The organism is Pseudomonas sp. JV245A (assembly GCF_032424515.1).
Lineage (GTDB): Bacteria > Pseudomonadota > Gammaproteobacteria > Pseudomonadales > Pseudomonadaceae > Aquipseudomonas > Aquipseudomonas protegens.
Genome location: NZ_VYKE01000039.1, coordinates 1 through 13478 on the forward strand (window position 1 = coordinate 1; position 13478 = coordinate 13478).

At 62.8% G+C, this 13478-nt stretch carries 11 protein-coding genes; 9 read left to right on the plus strand and 2 right to left on the minus strand.

All coding sequences use genetic code 11. The features are described from left to right. Nucleotides 1-168 precede the first annotated feature (168 nt). From F6S12_RS13500 to F6S12_RS13540, 9 genes are all read left to right on the plus strand, one after another. Complete coding sequence (locus F6S12_RS13500) at nt 169-1152, plus strand: phosphate ABC transporter substrate-binding protein PstS (RefSeq protein ID WP_011064285.1); 984 nt, start codon at nt 169-171, stop codon at nt 1150-1152. A gap of 474 nt (nt 1153-1626) precedes the next feature. Beyond that, the gene (locus F6S12_RS13505; RefSeq protein ID WP_176876769.1) at nt 1627-3660 is read left to right on the plus strand and encodes an ABC transporter permease subunit; all 2034 of its coding nucleotides are present in this window, start codon (nt 1627-1629) and stop codon (nt 3658-3660) included. Nucleotides 3661-3675: 15 nt separating this feature from the next. After that, nucleotides 3676-5346, plus strand: a complete 1671-nt coding sequence (gene pstA, locus F6S12_RS13510) for a phosphate ABC transporter permease PstA (protein WP_011064283.1) — start codon at nt 3676-3678, stop codon at nt 5344-5346. Nucleotides 5347-5595: 249 nt separating this feature from the next. Next, nucleotides 5596-6429 (plus strand): phosphate ABC transporter ATP-binding protein PstB, encoded by an 834-nt coding sequence (pstB, locus tag F6S12_RS13515; protein WP_011064282.1) that lies wholly within the window; start codon nt 5596-5598, stop codon nt 6427-6429. Between the two features lie 121 nt (nt 6430-6550). After that, complete coding sequence (phoU, locus tag F6S12_RS13520; RefSeq protein WP_011064281.1) at nt 6551-7312, plus strand: phosphate signaling complex protein PhoU; 762 nt, start codon at nt 6551-6553, stop codon at nt 7310-7312. A 166-nt stretch (nt 7313-7478) separates the two neighbouring features. Beyond that, the gene (locus F6S12_RS13525) at nt 7479-8432 is read left to right on the plus strand and encodes a response regulator (protein WP_011064280.1); all 954 of its coding nucleotides are present in this window, start codon (nt 7479-7481) and stop codon (nt 8430-8432) included. Nucleotides 8433-8992: 560 nt separating this feature from the next. Continuing rightward, nucleotides 8993-9328, plus strand: a complete 336-nt coding sequence (locus F6S12_RS13530; RefSeq protein ID WP_210671418.1) for a type II toxin-antitoxin system RelE/ParE family toxin — start codon at nt 8993-8995, stop codon at nt 9326-9328. Then, nucleotides 9321-9635 carry a helix-turn-helix domain-containing protein gene (locus tag F6S12_RS13535; RefSeq protein ID WP_019093930.1) on the plus strand — a complete coding sequence of 105 codons (315 nt, stop codon included), beginning with the start codon at nt 9321-9323 and terminating at the stop codon, nt 9633-9635. Before F6S12_RS13530 ends, F6S12_RS13535 begins: the two co-directional genes overlap by 8 nt. Before the next feature lie 61 nt (nt 9636-9696). After that, nucleotides 9697-10593 (plus strand): peptidoglycan DD-metalloendopeptidase family protein, encoded by an 897-nt coding sequence (locus tag F6S12_RS13540; RefSeq protein WP_015637495.1) that lies wholly within the window; start codon nt 9697-9699, stop codon nt 10591-10593. A 37-nt stretch (nt 10594-10630) separates the two neighbouring features. On the opposite strand, the gene F6S12_RS13545 is transcribed toward F6S12_RS13540, so the two are convergent. Next, entirely contained in the window at nt 10631-11971 is a 1341-nt protein-coding gene (locus tag F6S12_RS13545) for a hemolysin family protein (protein ID WP_011064276.1), read from the minus strand. Nucleotides 11972-12088: 117 nt separating this feature from the next. Then, nucleotides 12089-13381: a phosphate regulon sensor histidine kinase PhoR gene (gene phoR, locus F6S12_RS13550; protein WP_217438475.1), complete on the minus strand. Its 1293-nt coding sequence runs from the start codon at nt 13379-13381 to the stop codon at nt 12089-12091. Nucleotides 13382-13478 lie beyond the last annotated feature (97 nt).

The window sequence follows — 13478 nt, forward strand, 5'->3', positions numbered from 1 at the left end:
GCCTGCGGCAGCGGCTACAGAGGTTTTTATCGCCGAACAAAGAAAGGCCAGCTTCCGTTCAGGAATGCTGGCCTTTCATCTAATTGTCATATTCCGGACATAGAGTGTTCACACGGCCTACAGATACTTGGCCCCGACTTAACACACCCTATCTGCTAGGAGTAAGGCATGAAACTGAAGCGTTTGATGGCGGCAATGACCTTTGTCGCCGCTGGCGTTGCGACTGCCCACGCGGTTGCCGCTGTTGACCCTGCTATCCCGAGCTACACCAAGACCACTGGTGTGTCGGGCAACCTGTCCAGCGTCGGTTCCGATACCTTGGCGAACCTGATGACCCTGTGGGCCGAGAACTACAAAAAGGAATACCCGAACGTCAACATTCAGATTCAGGCCGCCGGCTCCGCCACCGCGCCACCCGCGCTGACCGAAGGCACCTCCAACCTGGGCCCAATGAGCCGCAAGATGAAGGACACCGAACTGGCGGCCTTCGAGCAGAAGTACGGCTACAAGCCAACCGCTATCCCGGTGGCCGTGGACGCCCTGGCGGTGTTCGTGCACAAGGACAACCCGATCCAGCACCTGACCATGGAACAGGTCGACGCGATCTTCTCCTCGACTCGTCTGTGCGGCGCCAAGGAAGAAGTGAAGACCTGGGGCGACCTGGGCGTGAAGGGCGACCTGGCCAACAAGCCGGTTCAGCTGTTCGGTCGCAACTCGGTATCCGGCACCTACGGCTACTTCAAGGAAGAAGCCCTGTGCAAAGGCGACTACAAGCCTAACGTCAACGAACAGCCTGGTTCGGCGTCGGTGGTGCAGTCCATCAGCTCCTCGCTGAACGGCATCGGCTACTCGGGCATCGGCTACAAGACCGCCAGCGTGAAGACCGTGGCCCTGGCCAAGAAAGGCAGCACCGACTTCATCGAAGACACCGAAGAAAACGCCCTGAACGGTAAGTACCCGCTGTCGCGCTTCCTCTACGTCTACGTCAACAAGGCCCCGAACAAGCCTCTGGCCCCGCTGGAAGCCGAGTTCGTGAAACTGGTCCTGTCCAAACAAGGCCAGGAAGTGGTCGTCAAAGACGGCTACATCCCACTGCCAGCCAAGGTGGCCGCCAAGGCACTGGCTGACCTGGGCCTGAAAGAAGGCGCATAAGCCGCCTCCGAAGGTCCGGGCTCCCCGGACCTTCTCGTTTTCGTAGGAGTTGGCCGGGCGGCGTAAGCGCCCGAAAGGGCGACCCAGGCTCAAGGCCGGTGCGCCGGCCAGCCGGCTCCTGCAACCTCATTTTTCTGTCCGCTGCCAGCCCTGCTATGCGGCGGATTTGTTGCGTCACTGCATTGTCATCTTTCTGTCATACAGGATCGCTAGGGTGTGCGCATGAATGATCTGGCCAACTCCACCATGACTACGACTTCTCCCCCCAAGCGCATTGACTTCAATACGCCTGAACTGCAACGCAAGCGCCGCATCCGCGCGCTCAAAGACCGCCTGACCCGCTGGTACGTCCTTGTCGGCGGCCTCGCGGTACTGGGTGCTATCACCCTGATCTTCTTCTTCCTCGCCTATGTCGTCGCGCCGCTGTTCCAGGGTGCCGAACTGACCGCCAAGGACCCTCTGACTCCCGCCTGGATGCAGGACGCCGGCAAGCCGCTGATGTTCTCCCTGGAAGAGCAGAACCAGGTTGGCATGCGTGTCTCCGACAAGGGCCAGGCGCTGTTCTTCGACATCGACAGTGGCGCCGAGCTGCGCAAGGTCGACCTGCCGATCCCGGCGGGCGCCAGCGTCACCTCCATCGGCAAGGACCAGCCTGGCAACCCGCTGGTGGTGGTCGGCCTGTCCAACGGCCAGGCCCTGGTGTTCCGTCATACCTACAAGGTCAGCTACCCGGACGGCAAGAAGACCATCTCGCCGGCCATCGAGTACCCCTACGGCGAGACCCCCATCACCCTGAACGAGCAGGGCGGTGCGCTGGAGCACGTCAACCTCAATGCCACCGATTCGTCGCTGATCGTTGCCGGTTCTACCGCTTCGCAGTTGCAAGTGCTGAAGCTGACCCGCGAAGAAAACATGATGACCGGCGAGGTCACCAGCGAGCAGAGCCGCATCGAGCTGCCGCAGATGACCGAGCCGGTCAAGGCCATGTACATCGACCCGCGCCAGCAGTGGCTGTACGTGATCAACGGGCGCGCTCAGGCCGACGTCTTCAGCCTGCGGGACAAGAGCCTCAACGGTCGCTACAAACTGCTGGAAGACGCCGATACCGAAGTCACCGCCAGCACCCAGCTGGTGGGCGGCATCTCGCTGATCATCGGGACCTCCAAGGGCGGCCTGGCCCAGTGGTTCATGGCCCGCGACCCGGACGGCGAGCTGCGCCTGAAGCAGATCCGCACCTTCCAGATGGGCACTGCGCCCATTGTTGAAATCACTGCCGAAGAGCGTCGCAAGGGCTTTGTTGCCCTGGACGCCGCCGGCAAGCTCGGGGTGTTCCACAGTACCGCCCACCGCACCCTGCTGGTGGACCAGGTGGTAGACGGCCAGGGCCTGTTCGGTCTGTCGCCACGGGCCAACCGGGTAATCGTCGAGGCCGGCGGCAAGCTGCAGCCCCTGGTGCTCGACAACCCGCACCCGGAAGTGTCGTGGAGCGCGCTGTGGAGCAAGGTCTGGTACGAGAACTACGACGAGCCTAAATACGTCTGGCAATCCACCGCGGCCAACACCGATTTCGAACCCAAGCTGAGCCTCTCGCCCCTGACCTTCGGCACCCTGAAGGCGGCGTTCTACGCCATGCTGCTGGCGGCGCCATTGGCGGTGGCGGCGGCGATCTACACCGCCTACTTCATGGCCCCGGGCATGCGCCGCAAGGTCAAGCCGGTGATCGAGCTGATGGAAGCGATGCCGACGGTGATCCTCGGCTTCTTCGCCGGCCTGTTCCTCGCGCCTTATGTCGAGGGCCACTTGCCGGGCATCTTCAGCCTGCTGCTCCTGCTGCCGATCGGCATCCTGGTGGCCGGTTTCGCCTGGAGCCGCCTGCCCGAGTCGCTGCGCCTGAAAGTGCCGGAAGGCTGGGAAAGCGCGATCCTGATCCCGGTGATCATCTTCGTCGGCTTCCTCTCGCTGTACATGAGCCCGTTCATGGAGAACTGGTTCTTCGGGGGCGACATGCGCATGTGGATCTCCCACGACCTGGGGATTACCTACGACCAGCGCAACGCCCTGGTAGTGGGCCTGGCTATGGGCTTTGCGGTGATCCCGAATATCTACTCGATCGCCGAAGACGCCGTGTTCAGCGTGCCGCGGGGCCTGACCCTGGGCTCCCTGGCCCTGGGCGCCACGCCGTGGCAGACCATGACGCGGGTGGTGATCCTCACCGCCAGCCCGGGGATCTTCTCGGCGCTGATGATCGGCATGGGCCGCGCCGTGGGCGAGACCATGATCGTGCTGATGGCCACCGGCAACACCCCGGTCATGGAAATGAACCTGTTCGAAGGCCTGCGCACCCTGGCCGCCAACGTCGCGGTGGAAATGCCCGAATCGGAAGTCGGCGGCAGCCACTACCGTGTGCTGTTCCTCTCGGCGCTGGTGCTGCTGCTGTTCACCTTCGTCATGAACACCCTCGCCGAGCTGATCCGTCAGCGTCTGCGCAAGAAATACTCGTCGCTTTAAGAAAGGTAGAAGTCTGTGAAACAGAACTCCCTAAAAGACTGGTTCAAGAGCGGCGCCCCCGGCGTCTGGATCAGCGGTGGCGCGGTGTCCATCGCGGTCATCATGACCATCGGCCTGCTGGCGGTGATCGCCGTGCGCGGCCTCGGCCACTTCTGGCCAGCCGACCTGGTGCACGCCAACTACGACGTTCCGGGCCAGGCCAACCACCTGGTCATCGGTGAAGTGGTGCAGAAGGAAGAAGTGCCCCGGGCGCGCCTGAAGAGTGCCGGCCTGCCGGTGCCCGACCAGGGCCCGGAGTTCATGACCCGCGAGCTGATAAAGGTCGGCAACCGTGACCTGAACGGCAACGACTTCACCTGGATCGTCGGCGAGTGGCTGACCAACCAGAGCTACCCCAAAGAGCTGATGGCCATCGAGCGCCGTGAGTGGGGCAACTTCTACGGCTACCTGGTCAACGTCAAGGAAAGCGGCAAGGTGATCGCCGAAGGCGAAGCCGCCTGGCCCGAGCTGCAAGCGCGGATCGACCGGGTGAACAAGCTGGCCGCCCAGCTCAAGACCCTGGAGAAATCCGACATCGGCGCCATCAACGCCGGCCTGGAACGCATCCGCCTGCACGGCCGCAAGCTGGAGCTGGACGGCAAGCTGGATGCCGCGGCCCAGGCCGACATGGATGCCGAGCGCGCCGAACTCAATGCCCGCTACCAGGACATCGAGGCGCGCCTGAGCGACCTGCACGCCCAGTTCAACCGCGACAGCCTGACCGCCCGTGATGCCAACGGCAAGGAAGTGGAGATCGGCCTGGGCAAGGTGGTACACGCCTACCAGCCGAACGCCATGGGCACTTTTACCAAGATCGGTTTCTACTTCAGCAAGGTCTGGGAGTTCCTCAGCGATGACCCGCGCGAAGCCAACACCGAGGGCGGTATTTTCCCGGCCATTTTCGGCACCGTGATGATGACCCTGATCATGGCCATGATCGTCACCCCGTTCGGCGTGCTGGCAGCGGTCTACCTGCGTGAATATGCCAAGCAGAACACCCTGACCCGGGTGATCCGCATTGCGGTGAACAACCTGGCGGGGGTTCCGGCCATCGTCTACGGTGTGTTCGGCCTGGGCTTCTTCGTCTACGTGCTGGGCGGCTCCGTGGACCGTCTGTTCTTCCCCGAAGCCCTGCCGGCGCCGACCTTCGGCACCCCGGGCCTGCTCTGGGCTTCCCTGACCCTGGCGCTGCTGGCGGTGCCAGTGGTGATCGTGGCCACCGAAGAAGGCCTGGCGCGGATTCCCCGCACCGTGCGCGAAGGTTCCCTGGCGCTGGGTGCGACCAAGGCCGAGACCCTGTGGAAGATCGTTCTGCCCATGGCCAGCCCGGCGATGATGACCGGGATGATCCTCGCGGTCGCCCGCGCTGCCGGTGAAGTGGCGCCGCTGATGCTGGTGGGTGTGGTGAAGCTGGCGCCGTCGCTGCCGCTGGACGGCAACTACCCGTACCTGCACCTGGACCAGAAGATCATGCACCTGGGCTTCCACATCTACGACGTCGGCTTCCAGAGCCCCAACGTCGAGGCGGCGCGGCCGCTGGTGTACGCCACCGCGCTGCTGCTGGTGCTGGTGATCGCCACCCTGAACCTGTCGGCGGTGTGGATCCGTAACCACCTGCGTGAAAAATACAAGGCACTGGACAGCTGATCGGCTGGCTTGTGTGGACGCTGGCTTGCGTAGGAGCTGGCTTGTGTAGGAGCTGGCTTGCGTAGGAGCTGGCTTGTGTAGGAGCTGGCTTGTGTAGGAGCTGGCTTGCCAGCGAAGGCGTCCGCAAGGGCGACACAAGGCCCGCAGGCCTCTTCGCCGGCAAGCCGGCTCCTACAAACAGAATGATGTCGCCGCTGGCCTGATGCCTGCGGTTCACGACAAACGAATTGGTAGCACAGGGAGCATCCCATGCAACACGAAGCACACACTCATGGCATCAACATGTCCGCCCTGGGCCGCGACAAGCAGAGCCTGAGCCTGGAACAGGAAACCGTGGCCATCGAAGTGCCCGGCCTGAGCCTGTACTACGGCGAGAAACAGGCGCTGTTCGACGTCAGCATGAACATCCCCAAGCAGCGCGTGACCGCCTTCATCGGCCCGTCCGGTTGCGGCAAGTCGACCCTGCTGCGGACCTTCAACCGCATGAACGACCTGGTGGACGGCTGCCGCGTAGAGGGTGCGATCAACCTCTACGGCAACAACATCTATCGCAAGGGCGAAGACGTGGCCGAGCTGCGTCGCCGGGTCGGCATGGTGTTCCAGAAGCCCAACCCGTTCCCCAAGACCATCTATGAAAACGTGGTCTACGGCCTGCGTATCCAGGGCATCAACAAGAAGCGCGTGCTCGACGAAGCCGTGGAATGGGCCCTCAAGGGCGCGGCGCTGTGGGACGAGGTCAAGGACCGCCTGCATGATTCGGCCCTGGGCCTGTCCGGCGGCCAGCAGCAACGTCTGGTGATCGCCCGGACCATCGCCGTGGAGCCGGAAGTGCTGCTGCTGGACGAACCCTGCTCGGCCCTGGACCCGATCTCGACCCTGAAGGTCGAGGAGCTGATCTATGAACTCAAGTCCAAGTTCACCATCGTCATCGTGACCCACAACATGCAGCAGGCGGCGCGGGTTTCCGACTACACCGCCTTCATGTACATGGGCAAACTGGTGGAGTTCGGCGATACCGACACGCTGTTCACCAACCCGGCGAAGAAGCAGACCGAAGACTACATTACCGGGCGCTATGGCTAGAAAGCAGCTGCCAGCCGCAGGTTTCACGCGGCGCAACAGAGGCGGTGCGCGACATCCGGATCACTATTTAACTGCTTGAAGCTTGCGGCTTGAAGCTTGCAACTTTCGCGGAGCGAACACGATGATTTCGAAGGAAGGCTTAACCCATCACATCTCCCAGCAGTTCAATGCCGAGCTGGAAGAAGTACGCAGCCACCTCCTGGCCATGGGCGGGCTGGTGGAGAAGCAAGTCAATGACGCGGTCACAGCGCTGATCGAGGCCGACTCCGGCCTGGCCCAGCAGGTGCGCGAGATCGACGACCAGATCAACCAGATGGAACGCAATATCGACGAGGAATGCCTGCGCATTCTCGCCCGTCGCCAACCGGCGGCCTCGGACCTGCGTTTGATCATCAGCATCTCCAAGTCGGTGATCGACCTGGAGCGCATCGGCGACGAAGCCACCAAGATCGCCCGCCGGGCCATCCAGCTCTGCGAAGAGGGCGAGGCCCCGCGTGGCTACGTGGAAGTGCGGCATATCGGCGACCAGGTGCGCAACATGGTGCGCGATGCCCTGGACGCCTTTGCCCGCTTCGATGCCGACCTGGCACTTTCGGTGGCCCAGTACGACAAGATTATCGACCGCGAATACAAGACCGCGCTGCGTGAGCTGGCCACCTACATGATGGAAGACCCACGCTCTATCTCGCGGGTTCTGAGCATTATCTGGGTGCTGCGCTCGCTGGAGCGGATCGGCGACCACGCGCGCAACATTTCCGAGCTGGTGATTTATCTGGTGCGCGGCACCGATGTTCGTCACCTTGGGCTCAAGCGCATGAAGCAGGAAGTTGAAGGTACCAGTGGCGAATCCGCTAATGTTCCGGATGAAACTGACGATAAGTAAGAGTGCCCGAGAAGAGCGCCCGGCCTTTTGGCCGGGCGTTTTTGTTTGTGCTCCTGGAAATTGAAAAGCAGCACCCGCGAACGAAAAGTCCCGGCGTGACTGAAGAGTTTTGGCAAAGTGCCATCAGCCAGCGTTATGCTTGCCGGGATTTTTAAAGGGGTGGTCGATGAGTAAGGTAAGTGTGTTGGTGGTGGATGACGCTTCGTTCATTCGTGACCTGGTGAAGAAGTGCCTGCGCAACTACTTCCCTGGCATCAAGATCGAAGACGCGATCAATGGCAAGAAGGCCCAGGCGATGCTCGCCCGTGAAGCCTTCGACCTGGTCCTGTGCGACTGGGAAATGCCGGAAATGTCCGGCCTTGAGCTGCTGACCTGGTGCCGCGAGCAAGATGCGCTGAAGGCCATGCCGTTCATCATGGTCACCAGCCGGGGCGACAAGGAAAACGTGGTGCAGGCGATCCAGGCCGGGGTTTCCGGTTATGTGAGCAAGCCTTTTACCAACGAACAGCTGCTGACCAAGGTCAAGCAGGCGCTGAACAAGGTCGGCAAGCTCGACACCTTGATGAACAGCGCGCCGACCAAGATGAACTCGGCCTTTGGCAACGACTCCCTGAGCGCCCTGACTGGCGGCAAGCCGGCGGTGGTGGGGGCGGCTTCCGCTCCGGTCAATCCGTTCGCCAAACCGGCGGCTGCCGCCCCGGCTCCAGCTCCAGCAGCGCCGGCCCGCGGTTTGCTCAACAGCCCTCCGGTCAAGGCCCCGGCGCCTGCGGCAGCGGCCGGTGGTGGTCGTGGCCAGGGCCAGTTGCGGCTGTCCAGCGGCAACCAGCAGTGTGTGATCAAGGCCCTGAGCATCAAGGAAGCCTTGCTGGTGGTGAAGCGCACCGACAGCCTGCCCCAGGTGCTGGAGAGCGCGGTGCTGGACCTGGAGCAGGGCGACAACGCCGAAGTGGCGCGGCTCAATGGCTACCTGCATGCGGTGGTGGCCTTTGAACCCAAGCCGGACAGCGAGTGGCTGCAGCTGACTTTCCGCTTCGTGGACCAGGATGCCCAGAAGCTCGACTACATCTCCCGCCTGATCGCCCGCGGCACCGCCCAGAAGCACTTCGTTCCCGGCGCCTGATCCTTGCCGGCCGCCTCGCTGTAGGAGCTGGCTTGCCAGCGAGTGCGCCCGCAAGGGCAGCACAAGGCTTGATGGCCTCTTCGCCGGCAAGCCGGCTCCTACGGTGGCAGGTGCGTAAGCCGCGAGAACACCCTCTTGCTATGTAGGAGCTGGCTTGCCAGCGAAGGCGCCCACAAGGGCAGCACAAGGCTTGAAGGCCTCTTCGCCGGCAAGCCGGTTCCTACGGTGATGGGAGGCAGCGGAAATCTGCTGAAAACACTTTCCCGCTACGGGCTTTTGCCGGCCGCCGAGGTGGGCTGCTGCGTCATCCCGCTATCGAGCGAGCAACTCGCAACATAGGCCGTAACCCTCAAGCCACAAGGCGTGCTCCGCCCCCCTCGGTACTTTCCGCCGTACGTCAGATTAATTTTTTTGCGCTTGATTTATATCTGTTTGGATATAGATTTCAAGTGGCGCTCTTTGTTGTTCATCCCTTGCAGCCATGCCTTGAAACAACCCGGCGCAGCGGGTCCTGGCCGTGTTGATTAGCCTTGTTCCTGGTCATTAACAGGAGAGGTTCGATGCCCAGGCACAAGGATGTGGTGTTTGTCGGGAGCGCGCTGCGGGATCTCAGGGCGTTCCCTGAAGATGCCCGTCGGGCCGCCGGTTTCCAGCTGGATCTGCTGCAGCAGGGTGAACAGCCCTACGATTGCAGGTCGGTGAAAACCATTGGCCCGGGCGTTTTCGAGATCAGGATCCATGAGGATTCAGGGGCGTTTCGGTTGTTCTATGTGGTCCGGCGGGCCGCGGCCATTTATGTGTTGCACGCGGTGCGCAAGACCACCCGCAAGACCGAAGCGCGGGATATCGAGCTGGCTCGTGCCAGATTTCAGCAAGCAGGTTCACGCCATGACTGACCAACCGATCAACCAGCGCTTTGCCAGTGTCTGGGATGCCCTTGAAGCCACTCCCCAGGAGGCCGCCAACATGCGCCTGCGGGCCAAGCTGATGCTGGAACTGGGCAAGACCGTGCAGGCCTGGGGGGTGTCGCAGAAGGAGGCGGCCAGGCGCCTCAATATCACCCAGCCCCGGCTCAACGATGTGCTCAGCGGCAAGATCAACAAGTTCTCCCTCGATGCGCTGGTCAACCTCTGCGAGGCGGCGCAACTGGGGGTGGACATCCACTTCGGCGCTGGCGGCATTGAACCCCTGGCGCCCGCCTGATTCATACAAGCTCCATATCAGGCTGCTAGCGTGATTCCACCCTCTGCCAAGAAGCTGCCGAATGTTTGTGCGCCTGCTGTTTTTCTGTGGATTGTCTTTAGCCGCCACGTCGCTGGCGGCGATGACTGTGTACAAGTCCATCGACGCCCATGGCGTGGTCTCCTACAGCGACCGGCCTTCGCCGGGGGCCCAGGAGTTCGTGTTCCGCGACCGCATGGTGGAGCACCTTGAGCGCCAGGTGCGCCTGGATATCCAGAAGCACAGGGGGGTGGATGCGGTGTATGTGCGCAATGACCTGTATGCCCCGGTGGAAGTGGAATTGAGCTTTGCCGGGTTGAACAATGTCAGCGGCGCTCCGGGGCAGCCGATCCGCCAGGTGCTGCCGGCCCGCAGCAGGCAGCGCCTGGCGCTGCTCACGGCGATTCGCGCCGACCAGCCTCTGAGCTATGCCCCCAGGTTCCGTTATTCCCTGGGGGATCCGGCAGGCGCCACCCAGGCCTATCGCTACCCGCTGCCCTGGCGTGGCGGGCCGTTTCGCCTGACCCAGGGCGCCAATGGCCAATACAGCCATTTCAGCCCCAAGAGCCGCTATGCGATGGATATCGCCATGCCGGTGGGGACGCCGATCATTGCCGCCCGGGGCGGGGTGGTGGTGAAGACCGAGAACGCCCAGAACGGGCGGGGCAATAACCCGGCGGGCAATTTCGTCCGGGTGCTGCACGACGACGGCACCATGGGCGTGTACCTGCACCTCAAGCAGGGTTCGGTCAGCGTGCGGGAGGGCCAGCGAGTGGCGGTGGGCAGCGCCCTGGGGCTGTCGGGCAACACCGGCAACAGCAGTGGGCCGCACCTGCATTTCGTGGTGCAGCGCAATACCGGGTTGGGGCTGGTGTCGATTCCCTATCAGTTCAACCAGCCCCTGGGGGATCTGCCGAATTTTGCCCTGGGCAACCAATAACCTGCCCGTAGGAGCCGGCTTGGCGGCGAAAGGGCCGTCAATCCAGCATCAGCACCTTGGCCAGGATGATCTTCGGTCCCTTCATCTTCTTGATGATGATGCGCAGGCCCTCGACCTCCAGTACTTCTTCCTCTTCCGGCACCCGTTTCAGGGTTTCGTACACCAGGCCGGCGAGGGTTTCGGCCTCGATATGGTCCAGGTCGATGCCCAGCAGGCGTTCCACCTTGAACAGCGGGGTGTCACCGCGCACCAGCAGCTTGCCCGGCTGGTAGGCCAGGATTCCGCGCTCGGTCTTGCGGTGTTCGTCCTGGATATCGCCCACCAGCACTTCAAGCACGTCTTCCATGGTCAGGTAGCCAATGACCTTGCCGTCGGCTTCTTCCACCAGGGCGAAGTGCGAGCCGCCCTTGCGGAACTGCTCCAGCAACTGCGACAGCGGCATGTGCCGGGATACGCGCTCCAGCGGGCGGGTCAGCTCGGCCAGGTTGAACGACTCGGGAATGTGGTCCAGGGCCGCCAGTTCCAGCAGCAGGTCCTTGATGTGCAGCAGGCCGACGAATTCGTTGCGCTCGCTGTCGTAGACCGGGTAGCGGCTGAACTTGTGGCGGCGGAACAGGGCGAGGATTTCCTTGAGCGGCGCGTTGAACTCGACGCTGATCAGGTCTTCCCGGGAATTGGCCCAGTCCACCACTTCCAGTTCGCCCATTTCCACCGCCGAGGCCAGTACGCGCATGCCCTGGTCGCTGGGGTCCTGGCCGCGGCTGGAGTGCAGGATCAGTTTGAGTTCTTCTCGGCTGTAGTGGTGTTCATGGTGCGGGCCGGGCTCGCCCTGCCCGGCGATGCGCAAGATGGTGTTGGCGCTGGCGTTGAGCAGGTAGATGGCCGGGTACATCAGCCAGTAGAACAGGTACAGCGGCACCGCCGTCCACAGCGACAGCAGCTCCGGCTTGCGGATCGCCCAGGATTTGGGCGCCAGCTCGCCGACCACGATGTGCAGGTAGGAAATGATGAAGAACGCGGTGAAGAACGACACGCCGCGGATCACTTCCGGAGAGCTCACGCCCAGGGCGCCCAGCAGCGGCTCCAGCAGATGGGCGAAGGCCGGCTCACCGACCCAGCCCAGGCCCAGGGAGGCCAGGGTGATGCCCAGTTGGCAGGCCGAGAGGTAGGCGTCGAGCTGGCTGTGCACGGTGCGCAGGATCTGCCCGCGCCAGCCGTTCTTGTGGGCAATGGCCTCGACCCGGGTCGAGCGCAGCTTGACCATGGCGAACTCCGCCGCAACGAAGAAGCCGTTGAGCAGGACCAGGATCAGAGCAAAAAGAATCATGCCGAAGTCGGCGAAAAGAGACGCGAGGGTAAAACCAGGGGAAGGGTCCATGATGGAGTTTTGCGGGTTCCGTGTATTCGAAAAGGAAGGAAATGCGGTGCCTGAAAGGCAGGCACAAGTTACGCAATGTAGCGGCTGACAGGGCAATTGCCTAGGGGCGAGTGGCTGTCAGCGCTGGTCGGTCAGGCTCTGGGTGCGGTTTTTCTTCACTTGGGCCGGAACGAAATGGCAGGTGAAGGTGCTGCCATGGCCCAGCACGCTGCTGATCTCCAGGCGCGCACGGTGGCGCAGCAGCACATGCTTGACGATGGCCAGGCCCAGGCCGGTGCCGCCGGTGTTGGAGTTGCGGCTCGAATCCACCCGGTAGAAGCGTTCGGTGAGGCGCGGCAGGTGCTTGTTGTCGATGCCGATCCCCGAGTCCTGCACGCTCAGGTGCGCGCCCTGTTCGTCGCCCCACCAGCGAATGCGGATATTGCCTTCGGCCGGGGTGTATTTCACTGCGTTGAACACCAGGTTGGAGAAGGCGCTGCGCAGCTCCGCCTCGCTGCCCTTGAGTTGTACCGAGGCATCGGCTTCCAGGGTGATGCGCTGGTTGCGTTCCCCGGACAGCGCCTGGGCGTCGCTCTTGATCGATTGCAGCAGCACGTCGATGGGCACTGGCTGGTTGTCCGACGGGTAGTCCGTAGCCTCCAGCTTGGCCAGCAACAGCAGGTCGTTGAGCAAGGTCTGCATGCGTCCGCCTTGCTGCTGCATCTGCTGCAGGGCGCGGCTCCAGCGCGGGTTCACTTCCTCGACGTTGTCCAGCAGGGTCTCCAGGTAGCCGCAGATCACCGTCAGCGGTGTGCGCAGCTCGTGGGAGACGTTGGCGATGAAGTCCTTGCGCATCTGTTCCAGCTGGTGGATGCGGGTTACGTCGCGCACCAGCATCAGGTGCTCGTTGTTGCCGTAGCGGGTGATATAGAGCTGGATGCGTACCCGGTCGTTGGCCGGGGAGGGGATTTCCAGCGGCTCGGCGTAGTTGTCCTGCTCGAAGTATTCCTTGAAGCGCGGATGGCGCACTAGGTTGGTCACCGGCTGGCCGCTGTCCTGGGGCGTCTTGAGCCCCAGCAGGGTCTCGGCGGCGCGGTTCCACCATTCCAGGTTGCCGTCGCTGTCGAGCATGATCACCGCGTCCTTAAGGGCCGCGGTGGACTCCTGGACCCGATCGATCACCGCCTGCAGGCGCCCGCGTACCCGCTGATCGCGGCGTTGCAGGTGGTAGATGCTGTCGAACACCTCGCCCCACAGGCCATAACCGTCGGGGGGCGCTTCGTCGGGTTGATGCAGGCGCAGCCATTCGTGCAGGCGCAGCAACTGCTTGAGGGTCCAGGCCAGGTAGATGCCCAGGCCAGCGGCCAGGCTCCAGCCGTAGTAGCCGCTGATCAGGCCCACCAGCAGGCAGCCGGTGATCAACAGCAACATGTGGCGAATCAGGGTGCCATGCCAGTTTTGATTCACTTGAAACACGTCCGTGGAGGGTGGCGCAGCTCCAAGCTGCAAGTGTTGAAGCGGTCACTCA

Excerpts from the sequence above, each read along its gene's own strand:
- phoU (WP_011064281.1), top strand. The coding sequence starts at position 6,551 with ATGATTTCGAAGGAAGGCTTAACCCATCACATCTCCCAGCAGTTCAAT.
- phoR (WP_217438475.1), bottom strand. The coding sequence starts at position 13,381 with ATGTTGCTGTTGATCACCGGCTGCCTGCTGGTGGGCCTGATCAGCGGC.
- F6S12_RS13500 (WP_011064285.1), top strand. The coding sequence starts at position 169 with ATGAAACTGAAGCGTTTGATGGCGGCAATGACCTTTGTCGCCGCTGGC.
- F6S12_RS13505 (WP_176876769.1), top strand. The coding sequence starts at position 1,627 with ATGCAGGACGCCGGCAAGCCGCTGATGTTCTCCCTGGAAGAGCAGAAC.
- pstB (WP_011064282.1), top strand. The coding sequence starts at position 5,596 with ATGCAACACGAAGCACACACTCATGGCATCAACATGTCCGCCCTGGGC.
- F6S12_RS13540 (WP_015637495.1), top strand. The coding sequence starts at position 9,697 with ATGTTTGTGCGCCTGCTGTTTTTCTGTGGATTGTCTTTAGCCGCCACG.
- F6S12_RS13525 (WP_011064280.1), top strand. The coding sequence starts at position 7,479 with ATGAGTAAGGTAAGTGTGTTGGTGGTGGATGACGCTTCGTTCATTCGT.
- F6S12_RS13530 (WP_210671418.1), top strand. The coding sequence starts at position 8,993 with ATGCCCAGGCACAAGGATGTGGTGTTTGTCGGGAGCGCGCTGCGGGAT.
- F6S12_RS13545 (WP_011064276.1), bottom strand. The coding sequence starts at position 11,971 with ATGGACCCTTCCCCTGGTTTTACCCTCGCGTCTCTTTTCGCCGACTTC.
- F6S12_RS13535 (WP_019093930.1), top strand. The coding sequence starts at position 9,321 with ATGACTGACCAACCGATCAACCAGCGCTTTGCCAGTGTCTGGGATGCC.